The organism is Pantoea sp. X85 (assembly GCF_029623675.1).
Lineage (GTDB): Bacteria > Pseudomonadota > Gammaproteobacteria > Enterobacterales > Enterobacteriaceae > Pantoea > Pantoea leporis.
This window is the reverse complement of sequence record NZ_CP121108.1, coordinates 1617526-1635789: the sequence shown is the minus strand read 5'-3', so window position 1 is coordinate 1635789 and position 18264 is coordinate 1617526. Positions and strand designations below refer to the sequence as shown.

General features: G+C 56.3%; 17 protein-coding genes. 4 read left to right on the top strand and 13 right to left on the bottom strand.

What is annotated here, in order from left to right; translation table 11 throughout:
* Positions 1–325 precede the first annotated feature (325 nt).
* Positions 326–3589 carry a ribonuclease E gene (rne, locus tag P6287_RS07580; RefSeq protein WP_277974733.1) on the top strand — a complete coding sequence of 1088 codons (3264 nt, stop codon included), beginning with the start codon at positions 326–328 and terminating at the stop codon, positions 3587–3589.
* A 170-nt stretch (positions 3590–3759) separates the two neighbouring features.
* On the opposite strand, the gene flgL is transcribed toward rne, so the two are convergent.
* From flgL to flgB, 11 genes are all read right to left on the bottom strand, one after another.
* Positions 3760–4728, bottom strand: a complete 969-nt coding sequence (gene flgL, locus P6287_RS07575) for a flagellar hook-associated protein FlgL (protein ID WP_137385556.1) — start codon at positions 4726–4728, stop codon at positions 3760–3762.
* 18 nt (positions 4729–4746) lie between these two features.
* Entirely contained in the window at positions 4747–6390 is a 1644-nt protein-coding gene (gene flgK / locus P6287_RS07570) for a flagellar hook-associated protein FlgK (protein ID WP_277974732.1), read from the bottom strand.
* A 118-nt stretch (positions 6391–6508) separates the two neighbouring features.
* Positions 6509–7450, bottom strand: coding sequence for a flagellar assembly peptidoglycan hydrolase FlgJ (flgJ, locus tag P6287_RS07565; protein WP_192413667.1), 942 nt, complete (start codon positions 7448–7450; stop codon positions 6509–6511).
* Positions 7450–8556: a flagellar basal body P-ring protein FlgI gene (locus P6287_RS07560; RefSeq protein ID WP_101760846.1), complete on the bottom strand. Its 1107-nt coding sequence runs from the start codon at positions 8554–8556 to the stop codon at positions 7450–7452. Before P6287_RS07560 ends, flgJ begins: the two co-directional genes overlap by 1 nt.
* Before the next feature lie 12 nt (positions 8557–8568).
* Positions 8569–9279, bottom strand: a complete 711-nt coding sequence (locus P6287_RS07555; RefSeq protein WP_097094260.1) for a flagellar basal body L-ring protein FlgH — start codon at positions 9277–9279, stop codon at positions 8569–8571.
* 60 nt (positions 9280–9339) lie between these two features.
* Positions 9340–10122 carry a flagellar basal-body rod protein FlgG gene (gene flgG / locus P6287_RS07550; RefSeq protein WP_007885801.1) on the bottom strand — a complete coding sequence of 261 codons (783 nt, stop codon included), beginning with the start codon at positions 10120–10122 and terminating at the stop codon, positions 9340–9342.
* A gap of 17 nt (positions 10123–10139) precedes the next feature.
* A complete protein-coding gene (locus P6287_RS07545) occupies positions 10140–10898 on the bottom strand; it encodes a flagellar basal body rod protein FlgF (protein WP_101760847.1) in 759 nt (252 codons plus the stop codon).
* Positions 10899–10918: 20 nt separating this feature from the next.
* On the bottom strand, positions 10919–12208 hold the full coding sequence (flgE, locus tag P6287_RS07540) for a flagellar hook protein FlgE (RefSeq protein WP_217546982.1): 1290 nt from the start codon (positions 12206–12208) through the stop codon (positions 10919–10921).
* Positions 12209–12233: 25 nt separating this feature from the next.
* Entirely contained in the window at positions 12234–12905 is a 672-nt protein-coding gene (flgD, locus tag P6287_RS07535) for a flagellar hook assembly protein FlgD (RefSeq protein ID WP_110865917.1), read from the bottom strand.
* A 12-nt stretch (positions 12906–12917) separates the two neighbouring features.
* Positions 12918–13322 (bottom strand): flagellar basal body rod protein FlgC, encoded by a 405-nt coding sequence (flgC, locus tag P6287_RS07530; RefSeq protein WP_064740862.1) that lies wholly within the window; start codon positions 13320–13322, stop codon positions 12918–12920.
* 2 nt (positions 13323–13324) lie between these two features.
* A complete protein-coding gene (gene flgB / locus P6287_RS07525) occupies positions 13325–13738 on the bottom strand; it encodes a flagellar basal body rod protein FlgB (protein ID WP_008103091.1) in 414 nt (137 codons plus the stop codon).
* A 153-nt stretch (positions 13739–13891) separates the two neighbouring features.
* On the opposite strand from flgB, the gene flgA reads away from it, so the two are divergent.
* The 3 genes from flgA to flgN all read left to right on the top strand — a co-directional run bounded on the left by flgA (position 13892) and on the right by flgN (position 15399).
* The gene (gene flgA, locus P6287_RS07520) at positions 13892–14551 is read left to right on the top strand and encodes a flagellar basal body P-ring formation chaperone FlgA (RefSeq protein WP_101760850.1); all 660 of its coding nucleotides are present in this window, start codon (positions 13892–13894) and stop codon (positions 14549–14551) included.
* Positions 14552–14656: 105 nt separating this feature from the next.
* Positions 14657–14962, top strand: a complete 306-nt coding sequence (gene flgM / locus P6287_RS07515) for a flagellar biosynthesis anti-sigma factor FlgM (protein WP_101760851.1) — start codon at positions 14657–14659, stop codon at positions 14960–14962.
* A 5-nt stretch (positions 14963–14967) separates the two neighbouring features.
* Positions 14968–15399 carry a flagellar export chaperone FlgN gene (gene flgN / locus P6287_RS07510; protein ID WP_101760852.1) on the top strand — a complete coding sequence of 144 codons (432 nt, stop codon included), beginning with the start codon at positions 14968–14970 and terminating at the stop codon, positions 15397–15399.
* Positions 15400–15683: 284 nt separating this feature from the next.
* Here flgN and murJ read toward each other — a convergent pair whose 3' ends face one another.
* Positions 15684–17222 (bottom strand): murein biosynthesis integral membrane protein MurJ, encoded by a 1539-nt coding sequence (gene murJ / locus P6287_RS07505; RefSeq protein ID WP_101760853.1) that lies wholly within the window; start codon positions 17220–17222, stop codon positions 15684–15686.
* A 121-nt stretch (positions 17223–17343) separates the two neighbouring features.
* On the bottom strand, positions 17344–18264 hold the full coding sequence (locus tag P6287_RS07500; protein ID WP_192413669.1) for a Gfo/Idh/MocA family oxidoreductase: 921 nt from the start codon (positions 18262–18264) through the stop codon (positions 17344–17346).

The window sequence follows — 18264 nt, the reverse complement described above, 5'->3', positions numbered from 1 at the left end:
GAAATAAGTCATTTTGCCGGATTTAACGGACACGCAGCAATGGCGTAAGACGTAATGTTAAATCAGGCACTTAGCGGGCTGCGGGTTGCGGCCTGGACGACAGACCAGGATGTGTGGATTTTTGAATACTCTGTAACATTTCCACCTTCAGGCGCTGGATTTCCTTATGAAAAACAGGCCACCGACAAGATTTGCGCCCCTTTAGCCGCCGACAACCGTGAGGTTGACGTCAGTGCATTAAGACACGGGGCCATCGGTTGATTCTCGTCCAGGGTAACGATGCCCGCAGCTAGATCACTCATGTGAGAATAACGAGTAAGTCACGATGAAAAGAATGTTAATTAACGCAACTCAGCAGGAGGAGTTGCGCGTTGCCCTGGTTGATGGACAACGTCTGTACGATCTGGATATTGAAAGTCCTGGACACGAACAGAAAAAAGCCAACATATACAAAGGTAAAATCACCCGCGTTGAACCCAGCCTTGAAGCTGCATTTGTCGATTATGGTGCAGAACGTCACGGTTTCCTCCCTCTGAAAGAAATTTCCCGCGAATACTTCCCCGCCAATTACAACGCACATGGTCGTCCGAATATCAAAGATGTGCTGCGTGAAGGCCAGGAAGTTATCGTTCAAATTGATAAAGAGGAACGCGGTAATAAAGGTGCAGCACTCACCACCTTTATTTCCCTGGCCGGTAGCTATCTGGTATTGATGCCGAACAACCCACGTGCCGGTGGTATTTCACGCCGCATTGAGGGCGACGACCGTACCGAATTAAAAGAAGCACTTTCCGCACTGGAACTTCCAGACGGCATGGGATTGATCGTCCGCACTGCGGGCGTGGGTAAATCTGCCGAATCACTGCAGTGGGATCTCAGCTTCCGTATGAAGCACTGGGAAGCCATTAAGAAAGCCGCAGACAGCCGCCCAGCGCCTTTCCTGATCCATCAGGAAAGCAACGTTATCGTGCGCGCCTTCCGCGACTATCTGCGTCAGGATATCGGTGAAATCCTTATCGATAATCCAAAAGTACTGGAACTGGCCCGTCAGCACATTGCTGCACTGGGTCGTCCGGACTTCAGCAGCAAAATCAAACTCTACACCGGTGAAATCCCGCTGTTCAGCCACTACCAAATCGAATCGCAGATTGAATCCGCCTTTCAGCGTGAAGTGCGTCTGCCATCAGGCGGATCGATTGTTATCGATAGCACCGAAGCCCTGACGGCGATTGATATCAACTCCGCACGCGCTACTCGCGGCGGTGATATCGAAGAAACCGCGTACAACACCAACCTGGAAGCGGCCGATGAGATTGCTCGCCAATTGCGTCTGCGCGATCTCGGCGGCCTGATTGTTATCGACTTCATCGACATGACGCCAGTGCGCCACCAGCGCGCGGTGGAAAATCGTCTGCGTGAGGCGGTACGTCAGGATCGTGCGCGTATTCAGATCAGCCACATTTCACGCTTCGGCTTGCTGGAGATGTCGCGTCAGCGTCTGAGCCCGTCACTGGGTGAATCCAGCCATCACGTCTGCCCACGCTGCAGCGGAACCGGCACCATCCGTGATAACGAATCGCTGTCGCTGTCTATTCTGCGTCTGATTGAAGAAGAAGCGCTGAAAGACAACACCAAAGAAGTGCATGCCATTGTTCCGGTTCAGGTCGCCTCTTACCTGCTGAACGAAAAGCGTGATGCCGTTAGCGCCATCGAAAAACGCCAGGGCGGTGTGCGTGCCATCATCGTGCCAAACGATCAGATGGAAACGCCACACTACTCGGTACTGCGTGTTCGTACTGGCGAAGAGACGCAAACGCTGAGCTATCACTTACCGAAACTGCACGAAGCGGAAATGGCGCTGCCTTCTGAAGAAGAGCACGCTGAGCGTCGTCGTCCGGAGCAGCCAGCTCTGGCCGCCTTCGCGATGCCTGATGCGCCGCCTGCGCCGGTTGAAGTGGTGAAAGAGTCTCAGCCAGCGGCAGAAGTGAAAACCAAACCAGCAGTTGCTGCGCCTGCGGTAACTCAAACTGGTTTCGTGGCTCGCCTGCTGAGTGGCTTGAAGAAACTGTTTGCCGGTGATGCACCTGCTGCGGCGCCTGCTGAAACTAAGCAGGAAACCCCAGCCGTTGTTGCCGCTGAATCTGAAAACACCCAGCAGCGTGGCGAACGTCGTAACAATAACAACCGTCGCAACAACCGTCGTGAACGTACGCCGCGTAATGGCGAGAACGGTCAGGTGCGCGAAGGTCGTGAACCGCGCGAGCCGCGTGAAGCACGTGAGCCACGTGAAGCCCGCGAACCGCGTGATAATCAGGACAACCGTCGTAACAAGCGTCAGAACGAGCCGCGTGAAGCGCGTCCAGTGCTGAGCGATGAAGCGCTTGAGCAACGTGACGAGCAGCAGCAACAGCGCCGCGAACAGCGTGCCGATCGCCAGCGTCGTCGTCAGGAAGAAAAACGTGCTCAGCAGCAGGATCAGAAAGCCGCTGAACCGGTTGTTCAGGCGCCTGCGGTTGACGAAAACGTTGAGCACGAAGAAGAACGCGTTCAGGTCATGCCGCGTCGTAAGCAGCGTCAGCTGTCACAGCGCGTGCGTGTTGGCGAAACGCCTGACATCACTGTCGAAGCGCCGGTGGTTCATGATGCTGCCGTTGAAACTGCGCCGCGTGCTCAGTACAAAGAGCATCCTGAAGCCAGCAATGACGAGCAAGATGATAGCGATAACCGTGATAGCGCCAATATGCCGCGCCGTTCACGTCGTTCACCGCGTCATCTGCGCGTAAGCGGTCAGCGTCGTCGTCGCTATCGTGACGAGCGTTACCCAACGCAGTCTGCAATGCCGCTGGAATCTGCTGCTGCTTCACCAGAAATGGCGTCAGGCAAAGTGTGGATCTCTTACCCGGTTGCGCAAGCGCAGGAAGAGTACAGCACGCAAGATGCGATGCATGAAGTGTCGGATTACGGTTACCAGCAAACACCGGATGCCGAGACTCAACCCGCTGCCGCTGTTGAACCGGCCGTTGAGCAGGTTGCCGCTGAAGAAGCCGTACATCAGGTTGAACCGCAGGCGCACACCGATGTGCCCGTGGTGAATACGGATGACGTCACGCCGATTGCCGCGCCCGTTAACGAAGAGCCATCAGTGATCTCTGCTGCTGACGAACAGGTTGCACAGGAAACCGCGGCTGAAGCGGAACCGGCTGCCGTGGCTGAAGAAGCGAAGCCTGAAGTAAGCGAAGTGGCTGCAGTTGCTGAACAGGCGCCGATCGATGTATCGCCAGCAGTTGAAGCTCAGGTTGAAGACGTGCTGGCTGCGCCAGTCGCCGCTGAAGCCGAAGTCACGCCAGTCACTGAACCTCATGCGCCGGTTGCGGCACGTGATACCGCAGTAACCACGGTTGAGACGCGCTTCAAGCATCACGCTACCGCACCGATGACCAAAGCACCGGCACCGGCGTGGGAACCTGAACCGGTTCGCAACAGCGACTGGGTCCGTCCAGCCTTTGGCTTCGAGGGCCGCGGCTCAGCCGGTGGTCACAGCGCGACGCATCAGGCAACCGCACCGGCAACCCGTCCGGAAAGCGCGTAACCTCTGGCAAGTCAGTCAACATCAAACCCCGGCCAGTCCGGGGTTTTTTATTGCCTGCAGGCGGCATTTATGGCGACCTGAATAACAGGCAAAAAAAATCCCACAGCCCCGAAAGGCGGTGGGAGAAACTAAGCGCACCCGGTTAAAGTACGCTCAAAGGTTCAGGTCAATTACGAATTAAGCTGGAACAGTGACAGCTTCGACATATCGGTGAAGGTCTTATACGAAGCTTGCAAGGCGGTTTGTTGCATGGTGTAGCTTGAAATGGCTTGGGTGTAATCAACCTGCACCAGATCCGTCATTTGCGATGCCATAATGGTGTCACGGTCATCACCCTGAGCGTCCAGCGTATCGAGTTCAGCCAGCTGTGAGCCCACGGCTGAACGCACTGCCAGCACGTTGTTCAAGGAGTTGCTCAAGCCACGGTTGGTTTTATCCATGGCATCCTGGAAAACCTGCTTGGTTGCATCATCAGCATCATCCTGCGGCGTTTTTAACGCTGCAATTGCACTATCGAGCATGTTAAACAGATTGGTCTCGCTGGCACTGCCGTCCGGCTCGGCTTTCGCGTTGCTGGTTATCGACATAAACACTGACGATCCTGTGCTACTCACCGCCATCGTGCGACCATCATCGACTTTCTGCGTAATGGCATCCGCGCCACCCACATAAGTGACACCGGCCGGCGCACCGGCATCGCTGAAAGGTGCGACATCAGTCTGATAGCCCGCAAAAATGTATCGTCCATTACCATCACGGCTATTGGCCTGGTTAAGTAATTGTGAGCGAATGCCTTCTAATTTGGTGGCAATGGAAGCACGGTCATCGTCGCTCAGCGTACCGGTAGAACCATACACAATCATGGTTTGCGCATCCTGGATGCTGCTGGTCACGCTGGAGAGTGCGTTCTCTTCCATCGACAAGCTCTGATCGGCAAAGCTGCGTGCCGTGGCATATTGGGTACTTTTCGCCTGCGATTGCGAAAGCACGACGGCACGTGAGGCGGCGATAGGATCATCTGAAGGATTGCTGACGCGCAGTCCGCTAGAGAGTTGCTCACCTACTTTTAACCAGGAAGCTTGCGAATCGGTGATCCCGCGCACCTGCTGGTTGAAAATCATATTGGTACTAAGACGCATGGTATTTATCCTCTATGCTTAGCCGCGGATGCCCATCAGCGCATTAAAAATGGTACTCGCTGTTTGCAGCACTTGCGCGTTCGCCATATAGAACTGCTGATACTTAGTCAGATTTGAATACTCTTCATCAAGGTTGACCCCCGATACTGACTGCTGGCGATCGCTGAGCTGTGTCACCACGTTCTCCTGGGTGGTGCTGGCGGTTTTTAATGTACTGGTTTTATTACCGACGGTGCTGACAATGCTGGCGTAAGCCTGGGCGATGGTCGCATTACCATTCACCAGCTTGCTATCCTGCAGATCCAACAATTTCTGCGCGTTACGGTTATCACTTTCACCGCTGGTTGCGCTGGATGCTGCAGCAATTTGCGACTCATCGGTGATCGCGACCGACATGCCCGCAATGACGTTCTGGACCGGTTTGACCAGGAAACTGTCTTTCGCGTTAGGCGCGGGTGAGGTGCTCACCGTCAGTTTCAGGCCATCAAAGTTGAGGGTGCCGTCGGTTGCATCTGGCGTAACGCTAAACTTCACGTTGTCAGACATGCGGGTCACCGACCAGTTGCTGCCATCATAACTTACGGTGTAGTTAGAGGCTTTCATCGCGCTGGTGTCCGACCATGCCGCCGTAACGGTAGCCGCTGAGGTATTTTTGCTGTTACCCACCACGGTTGGCGAACCGATATTAAAGAAGTTGCCCCCATGGTCGCCGTTGCTGTCATAACCTTCGCTGTGCACGGTATTAAAGCTGGTGGTGAACGCTGCCGCTAACTGGCCGAGCTGATTCTGCGCGGTATCCAGATCCTGGGTGCGGAACGCCAGCAAACCGCCGAGTGAACCGGTGGTTAGCGTCTTCTCAGGGATCTCAACGTTACCCGCCTGCTTATCGACATAACCGACAGTGGTACGTGTTGAATCGCTGCTGGACGGCATCGCCACTAAGCTGGTGGAGTTTTTACCATTCACCAACGTCACACTGCCCATCGAGACAATATAGCTGCCGTCCTGCTGGGATACGTTCACGCCCACCACATTGTTCAGGCTATTCACCAACTGATCGCGCTGATCCAGCAAATTGTTCGGCGCCGCGCCACCGCCGGTGGTCAGCTTGGCGATCTGGCTGTTCAGGTCGGCAATCTGGCTGGTGAAGGTGTTGATCTGATCGACGTTCGAGGCAATATCCGTGTTAACGCTATTTTGCATATTGTTGAGATATTGCGCGGTGGTCTGGAATTGGTTCACCAGGCCTTGGGCGTAGCTCAGCATTGACTGACGCGCCGACGGGTCGTTGGCGTTACTCACCACGTTCTGCACGTTGGTGAAGAAGCTTTGGATTGAGGTCGACAAGCTGGTGGTCGACGTCGACAGCAGATCGTCAATGTTGGAAATTTGGTTGTATTGCGTGTTCACCGCGCTGTAGTTGGCGCTGGAGCCACGCAGCTGGGCGGTGATGAACTCGTCATACTCACGCTGTACGCCGGAGAGCGTGACACCGTTGCCGTAATAGCTGTTGCCCTGCAAGGTGCTGTTCGACTGCGACAAAATCGCCGTCTGACGCGAATAGCCCGCTACCGTGTAATTACTGATGTTGTTACTGGTGGTGCTTAATGCAGCCTGTGCGGCGCTCAGCCCACTCATCGCTGAGTTAATTATGCTGGACATCTCGGTTCCTTAATTTCCCGTTAACCGGGCTGGCAGTCATCAGTGCGATTGCGCGGACGAGGACGCCCGCGGCATGTGATTGTTATCGGCGTGCTTAAGTGAAACTTGAGAGCAAAAATCAGAACAAATCGGTGATGTCGTTGCTGTACGCCTTCACCACTTTTTCGCCCATGTTTTTGAATTGCTGGATCATTCCCACCAGTTTCTGCGCATACTTTGGATCGGTAGCGTAACCGGCGGCCTGCAAGGCACGCGCGCCCTGCTCGGCACTCGGTGCGTTGGCAACGGCGGCATAACGAGGATTATTGGACAGCAGTTTGACGTAATCGCTGAGCGCTTCCATATAGGAACCATACACACGGAAACTGGCGCGCACTTTCTTCGCTGCCCCGCCTTCGTATTCGGTGGTCATGATATCGGTGGTTTCGCCCTTCCAGTCGCCGCTCGCCTTAATGCCAAACACGTTGTAACTCGGCTTGCCGTCGCGCGTCAGAATCTGTCGCTGGCCCCAGCCGGATTCCAGTGCGGCCTGCGCCAGAATCAGGTGATGCGGAATACCGCTCTGCTGGCTGGCGACCTGCGCCGGCTGCGCCAGCTGCGCGATAAAGTCGTTGCTGTCGCTCGGCAAACTGCTGGGCGAGACCGGCAAACGCGGCACCGCCTTACGCACCATCTGCTCCAGCTGATTCGACGGCAGGTTGCTATAGATGAAGCTGTTATCCAGCTTCATCGGCACCGTACCGGCGGTTTCGTCCGGCTCCTGAGCGGGCTGCATCTGCTTAACGATGATATCGGCCATGCCGAGACCACGTTTGCCTATGTCCTGTGCAATCTGCTGATCGTACATCGAGGTGAAAAGCCGCGTCTGATCGTTGCTCAGCAGGCCATCCTGCGGCAGCGCTGCACGCATGCTTTTCATCATCATCTGCACGAACATCCCTTCCACCTGTTTGGCCACCTGCATCGCCTTCCCTTTCGGGTCGGCGGCGGCTTCGCGTTTCAGGTCGTTCAGCGAGCGGCTGTCGTACGCCGCATTCACCAGCGATTGCGTATCGTTCATCAGATAATTTCCAGTTTGGCGCGCAAGCAGCCTGCGCTTTCCATCGATTGCAAAATCGACATCAGCTCAATCGGTGACGCACCCAGCGCATTCAGCGCACGCACCACGTTATTGAGGTTGGCGCTGGCGTTAACCCGTTGCAGCGCGCCGCCACTCTGACGCAGATCGATCTGGGTATTGTTGGTGGTCACAGTCTGCCCACCCGCCAACGGCGTATCCGGCTGACTGACGTTCTGCTGCTGATTGACGGTAACCGACAGATTGCCCTGCGCCACCGCACAGGTGTTCAGCGTCACTTCGCGGTTCATCACCACCGAACCGGTACGTGAGTTGATAATCACCTTGGCATCTTCGAGCGGCACCGCAACATCAAGGTTCTGAATTTCGGCCAGCAGACGCACCTGAGAACTGTTATTAGGCGAGACGCGAATCTGCACGGTACGGGCATCCAGCGGCTGCGCCGAACCAATCCCACGGCTGTTGATGGCGTCGGCAATGCGCTGCGCCATGCTGAAGTCTTCGTTATTCAGCTGCAGGTTAATGGTGTTCTGGCTACCAAAGTTGCTCTGCAGTTCACGCTCTACCGTGGCACCGCCGGTAATGCGGCCACCGTTCAGCTGGTTAACCTGCACGCTGCTGCCACCGGCAGAAGCGCCGGCACCGCCGACCAGAATGTTACCCTGCGCCAGCGCATAAACCTGGTTATCGACGCCTTTCATCGGCGTCATCAGCAGCGTACCGCCGCGCAAACTCTTGGCGTTACCCAGCGAAGAAACCACCACATCAACGGTTTGCCCCTGACGCGCAAAGGTTGGCAGCTTAGCGGTCACCATCACGGCCGCCACGTTTTTCAGCTGCATATTGGTGCCAGCCGGCACAGTAATGCCGAGCTGGGAGAGCATATTGCTCACGGTTTGGGTGGTGAACGGCGTTTGCGTGGTCTGGTCACCGGTACCATCAAGGCCCACCACCAAACCGTAACCGATCAGCTGGTTGTCGCGCACGCCCTGCACGGAGGTTAGATCGCGGATGCGGTCAGCATGCGCCAGTAAGCTGAAACCGAGCAGCATGCCAAGGCTCAGGCGGAGCAGAGTCGTCATATTCATTGTTACTACCTCTTACATCGGCGAGACGTTCAGGAAGAAACGCTGGAACCAGCCCATCGTCTGCGCTTCATTGATATAACCATTTCCGACGTACTCAATACGTGCATCGGCCACCTGCGTTGACAGCACCGCGTTGCTGGCGCTGATGGTGCGTGGGTTAACCACGCCCGAGAACCGGATAAATTCGGTGCCCTGGTTAATTTCGATCTGTTTCTCACCCACCACGCGCAGGTTGCCGTTCGACAACACCTGATTGACGGTGACGGTGATGGTGCCCGTAAAGGTGTTGTTGGCTGTCGCGCCACCTTTACCAGCGAAGTCATTTTTGCCATTGGCATCCAGCGTGGCTTTTTCGCCACCGGCACCCACCAGACCGCTCAGGCCGGTTGGTACACCCGTCACACCAAAACTGTTGCTGCCATCGCGGCTGGCATTGGCCGAAGAACTTTTGCTGGCGCTGACGTTTTCCTGCAAGGTGATCGTCAATGTATCGCCAATGTTGCGTGGACGACGATCCTCAAACAGCGGCTGATAGCCGTAGTTCAGCGGTGCGACGCCCTGAAAAATGGAACCGTTCACCACCGGCGGTGCGGATGGCGTCGGCTCTGCCGTAGTCGATCCCTGTACCAGTGGTGTGCGCGGAACCAGCGCACAACCGTTAAGCGTGAGTAGCAGCGTGGCTACCAACCAATGACCAGGCTTGAGAATCACTTGCTTCGCCACTTTTTGACCTTCTTCATGTTGCTTAATCAGGCCAGCAGAGCTGGCCCAACGACACCAGCATTACAGCTGGGTTAACTTCGCCAGCATCTGATCGGAGGTGCTGATCGCTTTACTGTTGATCTCGTAGGCACGCTGCGTCTGAATCATGGTGACCAGCTCTTCCGCCACGTTGACGTTCGAGGTTTCGACATAACCCTGATACAGCAGACCCGCGCCGTTCTGGCCTGGCGTACTCTGCGTCGCCGCACCGGATGCCTGTGTCTCCTGATAGAGGTTTTCACCCTGGCTGTTCAGACCCGCATCGTTCATAAAGGTGCTCAGCGTCAGCTGACCGACCTGCGCCGGGTTGGTCTGGCCCTGCTGCGTTACGCTCACCACGCCATCGCGCGAGATCGTGATGCTGGTGGCGTTGGCCGGAATAGTGATGCCTGGCTGTACCGGATAGCCGGCGTTAGTCACCAGCTGACCGTTCTGGTCAACCTGGAATGAACCATCACGGGTATACGCCGAGGTGCCGTCCGGCATCTGCACTTCGAAATAACCCTGGCCGTTAATCGCCACGTCTTTCGAGTTGCTGGTCTGCGACAGGTTACCCTGCTGATGCAGACGTTCAGTGGTGACAGGACGCACACCGGTACCGATCTGCAAACCAGACGGCAGCGTGGTTTGCTCTGACGACTGGGTGCCCGGCTGACGCAGGGTTTGGTACATCAAATCTTCGAATACCGCGCGCGAACGTTTAAAGCCGTTGGTACTTACGTTCGCGAGGTTGTTGGAGATGACGTCCATGTTGGTTTGCTGAGCGTCAAGACCGGTTTTGGCGATCCATAAAGAACGAATCATGGTGTTTTCCTTACGCCTTAGCTGCTCATGTTGAGCAAGCTGTTAGCTTTTTGTTCGTTTTCATCGACGTTGGAGATCACTTTCATCTGCATCTCAAAACGTCGGGCGTTGGCGATCATATCGACCATGGTTTCCACCGGCTTGACGTTACTGCCCTCCAGCACGCCGGGCATCACCGTCATGGTGGCATCATTTGCCAGCGCAGCGCCGCGCGTCGCCTGGGTTTGCTGATTAGGACGGAACATGCCGTCATCACCGCGCTGCATCTCTTTACCGGTGGCGCGCACCAGCTTCAGACGACCAATCTGCACCGTGGCATTGGGTGCATCACCGGCGTTACGCGAGGTGATGGTCCCGTCTGCCGCGATGGTCAATTCAGCGCCTTGCGGGATGGCGATCGGACCCCCATCGCCCATTACGGGATTGCCCTGAATAGTCAAAATACCGGTCGCGCTGATCTGCATGTTGCCGTTGCGGGTATAAGCTTCGGTACCGTCAGCGGCACGCACCGCCAACCAGCCGTCCTGCGCAACGCCCACATCCAGCGTGCGGCCGGTGTTGTCCATCGAGCCCGGTGACATATCGGCGCCCGGCGTGGAAGCGGCAACCAGCGTACGCGTCGGCAGCGACCAGCCGCTGACCGGCACCGCGCGCAACGCGTTGAGCTGAGCACGAAAGCCCGGCGTTGAGGCGTTGGCGAGGTTGCTGGCCGTTACCGACTGCTGATCCAACGTCTGACTGGCCGCGCCCATGGCGGTATATATTGCGTGATCCATAAAGCAATCCCGTTAGCGAATTAACGTAAGTTAACCAGGGTGTTAAGAATCTGGTCCTGAGTTTTAATGGTCTGGCTGTTGGCCTGATAGTTACGCTGCGCAACGATCATGTTTACCAGCTCTTTGCTCATATCGACGTTGGACGCTTCCAGCGCACCTGAAGTCAGGTTGCCGTAAGTACCGGTGCCTGCCAGACCAGTGGCGGCCTGACCTGATGAGCTGGTGGCAGACCAGACGTTGTCACCTTCAGACTTCAGACCTTCCGGATTAGAGAAACTCGACAAGACAATTTGTCCCAGAAGTTGGGTTTTCTGGTTGGAGTAAGTGCCGGTAATGGTGCCGTCATCATTGATGGTGTAGCTGGTCAGATCGCCAGGCTGATAACCGTCTTGCGTTGGGTTACCAAAAGTGGTCGCACCGGTATTTTGCTGCAGGCTACCCAACATGCTCAGGCTGATGTTCATGCCATTCGCCCCGTTGGTGCCGTCCACAACCAGGTTTGCCAGGGAAGCGCTGGTGGTCGTGGTATCCGGAATCGCAGTGCCTGGATTGGCCGGATCGTCAATCATTTTTGATACGCCGGTCAGTTTACCGTTGGCATCAAACTTCATCTGGTAGCCCAGGTTGTCACCGCCCGCAGTATTACCAACTTCATTACCGGTGGTGGAGTCAACCATATGCACGGTCCAGGTGTTATCCGCCGTTTTGATGTAGTACATGTCTAACTGGTGATCGTTACCCTGCGTGTCGTACACCGTCATGGTGGTTTTCGCGTTGTAGCTATCAACGTTGGACTTATCAAACGGGGTGACGGTCGGGGTGGTGCTGGTGGAGTTCAGGTTGGCAACCTGGGTAGCAGTTGTTGTTGCACGTGCCCCCATCTGCGTGGTTGGAATACTCAGCGCCACTGGGTTGGCACCGGTCTGAATGGTTGGCGGTGTGCCGCTGGCCGGATAGCCGGTGACGTTCAGACCCTGGGTGTTCACCAGGTTACGGTTGGCATCCAGCGTGAACTGGCCGTTACGGGAATAGAACACGCCGCCGCTGGCGTCGGTCATGCGGAAGAAACCGTTGCCGCTCAGTGCCACATCCAGTCCACGACTGGTTGACGTTGTGCTTCCATCACCAAAGTCCTGAATGACGGCGGCAACTTTGGTACCCAAACCCACGTTAGAGCCGGCAAACATATCGGCAAAAGCAATGGTGCTGGATTTAAAACCGGCTGTGGCGGAGTTGGCGATGTTGTTACCAATCACATCCAGATTGCTGGAGGCAGCATTGAGGCCGCTCACCGCTTGTGAAAAAGACATGTAATCTCTCCTGCTAAAAGGTTAATCAGAGAATCTGACGAATTTCATCGAGGGTTGCGGAGCCCATGGTGCCGAGATCCAGTTTTGTGGTGCCATCAGTGGTGCTGACGCCATTGACGTAGGCATAGTTCAGCGGCTGCGCCACCAGTTGCGTGCTGCCATTGCTGGCGGCCAGCGAGACAGAATATTTGCCATCCGCGGCGGTAGAACCGTCATCCAGCTTGCCGTCCCACGAGAAGGTGTGGACGCCAGAGCTCAGTTTGCCGAGGTCAATGGTGCGGACCGTGGCGCCGTTACTGTCTTTAATCGTGACACTGGTGGCCGTGGACGCTGTCGCCAGCTCAATGCCAAACGGCGTAGTCGTACCGCTGCCCACCAATACCTGTGAACCATTGACCATCACACCGTGACCAATCAGCGTTGAACTCTGCAGCGACTGGCTGGTAGTGATCTGGCCGGAGATGGATCCCAGCGTGGTATTCAGCTTTTCAATACCGCTCAGGGTGTTGATCTGTGCCAACTGCGTGGTGAGCTGGCTGTTATCCATAGGATTAGTGGGATCCTGGTTTTTCAGCTGCGCCACCAGCATGTTCAGGAACTGATTCTGCAGGTCGGCGGAAGAGTTACCGCTCGAAGCGCTACTGGAGGTCAGTACCGTTGGGTCCAGACTGTCTTTAATTCCTACTGCTACGCTCATATTCGTTCTCCGTTACTGACCGATAGTGAGAGTTTTCATCATCATTGACTTCACCGTGTTCAGCACTTCAACGTTGGCCTGGTAGCTGCGCGACGCGGACATGGTGTTAACGGTTTCGGACACCACATCAACGTTTGGCATCTTGACGTAGCCCTTCTGATCCGCCAGCGGATTGCCTGGGTCATACACCAGTTTTGCCGGGGTAGGATCGTTCACCACGCCAGCGACCTTCACGCCGCCGGTGGCAGCACCTTGTGCGGCGTCGGTCTGGAAAATCACCTGCTTCGCCACGTAAGGCTGGCCATCTGGACCGGTCACGCTGTCGGCGTTGGCCAGGTTACTGGCGCTGACGTTGAGGCGCTGTGATTGCGCTGTCATCGCAGAACCGGCGATATCAAAGATATTCAGCAATGCCATGCTTATTGCCCCTGCAGAACGCTCATCATGCCTTTGATCTGGCTACTGATGAGGGTGAGATCGGTTTGGTATTTCAGGCTGTTATCAGCAAACTGCGTACGTTCGCGATCCATATCCACGGTGTTGCCATCCGCGGCGGGTTGATCGGGAATGCGGTACAGCAGATCCAGTGACGGCTGAGAGTTGGTTTGCGCTTCAATGTGGCGTGAGGACGTCACATTCAGCGCCAGACTGCTGCCTTCGGCGCGACCGTTTTGCATCACCTTGCTCAGCTGGCTGGCAAAGTCGATATCCCGCGCCTGGTAGCCCGGGGTATCGGCGTTGGCAATGTTTGACGCCAGGATTTCCTGACGCTGAGCACGTAGGTTTAACGCTTCAGTACCAAATCGCAGCGCGGCATCGAGTTTGTCGAGCATGCTTCCTCCGCGAATGAGAATTTCGAGCTGACAGCTTAAGTGGACAAATGCAAGGGTGATCGTCTGAATAGCAGCAAAAATGACGGCTATTTTTGACATTGATTTTTTTGCGCGAGGCGTAGACTCAGTGCCATCTTCTCGTCAGGAGGCGTTATGCGGAGATATTCCACGTTGCTAGCCACACTTTTGCTGGCACTGGCGCTACCCAGTTCTGCTGCGGACCTTACCGCGCAGTTGACCCAATTTTTTAAAGCGCGCGACCCACAACATGCCGCCGGCATGACGGTGGTGGTGCGTACGCCACAGGCGCAGTGGCCAAACTGCGAAACCCCTGAACTGCAGCTGCCGGGCAATAGCCGTCAGTGGGGCAACATCAGCATCGCTGCTAACTGCGATCAAAATCGTCGTTTCCTGCAGGTTCAGGTGCAGGTCACCGGGCAATATCTGGTGGCGAGCCGTCAGGTGGCGCGCGGCAGTAATCTCAGCCCGACGGACGTGCGTCTGGCAACCGGACGCCTCGATGAACTGCCAGCACGCGCATTGATGGATAGCAGCGGCGTCATCGATGCGATCGCGCTACGCGATATCCCGCCAGGACAGCCGGTCACCGCCACCATGGTACGTCAGCCGTGGCGCGTAAAAGCCGGTCAAAATGTGATGGTAGTCGCCAGTGGAAACGGGTTTAATGCCAGCAGCGAAGGACGTGCGCTGAACAACGCCAGCGCGGCACAAATGGTGCGCGTAAGGATGGGAAATGGTCAGGTTGTCAGTGGTCGCGTCGACGCGGATGGGAATATTCTGATATCGCTATAAAGCGTTAAAGAACCCTGTTGTTCTGCCGATAGAGATATCAACAAAGACATTACCCTATGCTGACTCAGTTGGCTGACCCCCAACTGACCTTACAGGAGCCTTACCATGAGCATCGACAGAACGCAGCCTACGAATCCGGTTAGCACTGTTCAAACACGCGACAATAACGATAACAGCAGCAAAGTGCGTCAGAGCGCGACGCCAGCAGCCAGCACCACCAGCGAAAGCGGTGCGGAAGTGAAGTTGAGTACCGCGCAGGCGCAACTGATGCAGCCTGGCAGCAAAGATATTAATACAGCGCGCGTTGAGCAGCTGAAGACGGCCATTCGTAATGGCGAATTGAAAATGGATACCGGTAAGATCGCCGACGCGCTGATCGCCGATACCAAGGCGTATTTAGAGGGTAACTAATCCCAATGGACCATCTGCTGATCACCTTAGACAAAATGCAGGACGTGCTGACATCCCTTGCGGTGGTAATGGATGAAGAACAACAGCAACTTTCTGCAGGCCAGATCAATGGCAACCTGCTGCAGCGTATTTCTGAAGATAAAAGCGCGCTGCTGACGACGTTGAATTATCTGGACGAGATGCGCCGCACCACCGAGAAAACGCTCGGCACGCAGGCGCCCTATGGTGATCACAGCGATCGCGAAAGCCGCTGGATGCGTATTCAGCAGCACACGCGCCGCTTGCGCGATGCCAATACGCACAACGGGATTTTGTTGCAGCATCAAATTGGCTACACCAATGAAGCATTGGCGGTGTTGCGACCCCACCAAACCCAGGCGTTTTATGGCCCGGATGGTTTGGGTAAAGGTCAGGCGACGCTGAGTCGTAAAGGGTAGAAAAAAGTGGGTTTGAAGAGGCTGCTATCTTTTGGGATGGCGGCCTTTTTGTTGTGTGCGGGACCTACAGCATCTGCCGCTGCCGGGCGGTCCTCGCGCCGCTTACGCGGTACCTTCAGCTTCAACGTTGTGCCGACGGACCGTTCGGGATCGGGCTTCCTGCCCGGCCCGAACTGAGCCCCGCATCCATGCGGGTCTCTCCTGGCCCACCGTTTACGCTTCAGCGCTGCGGATTGCCCTTACGCAGCGGCAGACGCTGCATGTCCATTAAGAGAGTGCGGCCTTTAAACCAGCGTGCGGCGCGCGAAGTCGCGCGGGCGGAAGCCGAGCAGACCAAGCATCACAAAGTATGCGCCGCCGCCAATGGCGCAGACCGCCGCCAGACGAATCAGGCGCCACCACATCTGCCCCTCTTCCCAAGCCGGCATCACCTGCAGAATGCCAAACAGTGCTGCGGCCATTACCACTACGGCAATCAGCAAACGGGTCAGGAAACTGAACCAGCCAGGCTGCGGCTGGAAGATATCCTGCTTACGCAGTTGCCAGTACAGCAGCGCCGCATTCAGGCAAGCGGCCAGACCGATCGACAGCGACAAACCGGCATGTTTGAGCGGGCCGATAAACGCCAGGTTCATCAGCTGCGTCACAATCAGTGTCACGATGGCAATTTTCACCGGAGTTTTAATGTCCTGACGAGAATAGAAGCCGGGTGCCAGCACTTTCACCACGATCAGCCCCATCAAACCCACTGAATAGGCAATCAGTGCGCGCTGCGTCATCAGGGCATCAAACGCGGTGAACTTGCCGTACTGGAACAGCGCGACCGTCAGCGGCCCGGACAAAATGCCCAACGCCACCGCGCTCGGCAGCGCCAGCAGGAAGCAGAGGCGCAGGCCCCAATCCATCAACCGTGAATACTCTTCCTGATTACCGCTGGCAAAACTCTTCGCCAGCGAGGGCAGCAAAATGGTGCCCAGCGCCACGCCCAGCACGCCGGAAGGAAACTCCATCAGGCGATCGGCGTAGTACATCCACGAAACCGAACCTGAGACCAGAAAGGAGGCGAATATGGTGTTGATGATCAGTGAAATCTGGCTCACCGAAACGCCGAGGATCGCCGGCCCCATTTGACGCATTACGCGCCATACGCCCGCATCGCGCAGATTCAGGCGCGGCAAAACCAGCATGCCAATCTTTTTCAGGTGCGGCAGCTGATAAAACAGCTGCAACACGCCGCCGACCACCACGGCCCACGCCAGCGCCATCACCGGCGGATTAAAATGCGGCGCAGCGAAGACAGCAAAACCAATCATGCTGATGTTCAGCAGCGTCGGCGCAAACGCCGGCACGGAAAAACGGTTCCAGGTATTGAGGATCGCGCCCGCCAGCGAGGCCAGCGAGATCAGCAGAATATAGGGAAAGGTGACGCGCAGCAGTGCGCTGGTTAAGGCAAATTTATCGGCGGTATCGGCAAAGCCTGGCGCCGTCACCACAATCACCCAGGGCGCAGCGATCATCCCTAACACGGTTACCACCGCCAGCACTAGCGTCAGTAATCCGGAGACGTAAGCGACAAACACGCGCGTGGCATCTTCGCCCTGCTTGCTTTTATATTCCGCCAGAATCGGCACAAACGCCTGAGAAAACGCGCCTTCAGCGAAGATACGGCGCAGCAGGTTCGGCAGTTTGAAGGCAACAAAGAAGGCATCGGTTGCCATTCCGGCGCCGAAAACGCGCGCCACAATGGCATCGCGGGCAAAGCCCAGTACGCGGGAAAACAAGGTCATCGAACTGACCGCAGCCAGCGATTTCAACAAATTCATATTGAGTGGCGCATCCTGAAAAGTGTCGGAGAAATGAGCGACTTAGCGCGGACATCCCGTGATGTCCGGCGATAGTCTACTGCCACGGCGGGAAATGACCAGCATTGAGTGTTACAAGTAATTATTCACGTTCGGCATCGCGCCACAATTTTTCCACCAGACGCTGCGCCGCCAGCGCCTGTTCGCCACTGGTTTCAGGCATCGTCTGATTTTCAACGCACTGTATGAAATGGTGCGCTGCGCCGCTGAAACCGCGCTGAGTAAGGTGGCTTTGCCACGCGGGCGGCACATCACGCACCATGCCGCCGCGGTTTTCCTGCTGCCAGTCGCGCATCTCGTTAATTTCGATGTAATCACCGTCGCAGGTGGCGCTGACGACTTCGCGTTGCGTCCCGGCGCGACGATGCATGCTGGTGGTGATTTGCAGCGATCCGGCGGAGAAATGGTGTTCGGCGTACAGCATCGCGCCATCATCATTGGTCTCGATATGCCCTAACTCGCGCGTCAGGCTGCCGCCCGCCAGCCACAGCGCGGTGTCCACCACGTGCAGATAATCGTCCAGCAGGGTAAAACGCAAATCCTGTGGACCCACGCTATCCGCGCGGTGCTTTTCAATGCGCAGCGAGGCGGCGCGTGGCATGTCACTTTTCAACTGCTGATAACGCGGCGCAAAGCGGCGGTTAAATGCCACCATCAGCTTGCGCTTCTGCTTGTCCGCCAGCGCCACCAGCGCTTCGGCCTGTTGCAGCGTTTCGGCTAACGGTTTATCGACGCACACATCTTTGCCCGCCAGCAACAGCGCTTTAACCACTTCGTAATGGCTGGCGGTGCTGCTGTGAACAAACACCGCATCACTGGCGGCAGCCAGCGCATCCAGTTGACCAAAATAAGGTATGCGATAGCTATCGCAGATCGGTTGCGCCTTTGCCTGATTGGGCGAAAACGCACCCGCTAATTGCCAGCCGCTGGCTTGCGATAACACCGGCAGCCACGCTTTCTGCGCGATACCGCCCAATCCTACAATGCCAATACGCAGCGTCAT

Coding starts and splice junctions, on each gene's coding strand:
- flgC (WP_064740862.1), bottom strand. CDS start 13,322: ATGGCATTGCTGAATATCTTTGATATCGCCGGTTCTGCGATGACAGCG.
- flgM (WP_101760851.1), top strand. CDS start 14,657: ATGAGCATCGACAGAACGCAGCCTACGAATCCGGTTAGCACTGTTCAA.
- flgL (WP_137385556.1), bottom strand. CDS start 4,728: ATGCGTCTTAGTACCAATATGATTTTCAACCAGCAGGTGCGCGGGATC.
- flgB (WP_008103091.1), bottom strand. CDS start 13,738: ATGCTCGACAAACTCGATGCCGCGCTGCGATTTGGTACTGAAGCGTTA.
- P6287_RS07500 (WP_192413669.1), bottom strand. CDS start 18,264: ATGACGCTGCGTATTGGCATTGTAGGATTGGGCGGTATCGCGCAGAAA.
- flgD (WP_110865917.1), bottom strand. CDS start 12,905: ATGAGCGTAGCAGTAGGAATTAAAGACAGTCTGGACCCAACGGTACTG.
- P6287_RS07545 (WP_101760847.1), bottom strand. CDS start 10,898: ATGGATCACGCAATATATACCGCCATGGGCGCGGCCAGTCAGACGTTG.
- flgE (WP_217546982.1), bottom strand. CDS start 12,208: ATGTCTTTTTCACAAGCGGTGAGCGGCCTCAATGCTGCCTCCAGCAAT.
- flgG (WP_007885801.1), bottom strand. CDS start 10,122: ATGATTCGTTCTTTATGGATCGCCAAAACCGGTCTTGACGCTCAGCAA.
- rne (WP_277974733.1), top strand. CDS start 326: ATGAAAAGAATGTTAATTAACGCAACTCAGCAGGAGGAGTTGCGCGTT.
- flgJ (WP_192413667.1), bottom strand. CDS start 7,450: ATGAACGATACGCAATCGCTGGTGAATGCGGCGTACGACAGCCGCTCG.
- P6287_RS07560 (WP_101760846.1), bottom strand. CDS start 8,556: ATGAATATGACGACTCTGCTCCGCCTGAGCCTTGGCATGCTGCTCGGT.
- murJ (WP_101760853.1), bottom strand. CDS start 17,222: ATGAATTTGTTGAAATCGCTGGCTGCGGTCAGTTCGATGACCTTGTTT.
- flgN (WP_101760852.1), top strand. CDS start 14,968: ATGGACCATCTGCTGATCACCTTAGACAAAATGCAGGACGTGCTGACA.
- flgK (WP_277974732.1), bottom strand. CDS start 6,390: ATGTCCAGCATAATTAACTCAGCGATGAGTGGGCTGAGCGCCGCACAG.
- flgA (WP_101760850.1), top strand. CDS start 13,892: ATGCGGAGATATTCCACGTTGCTAGCCACACTTTTGCTGGCACTGGCG.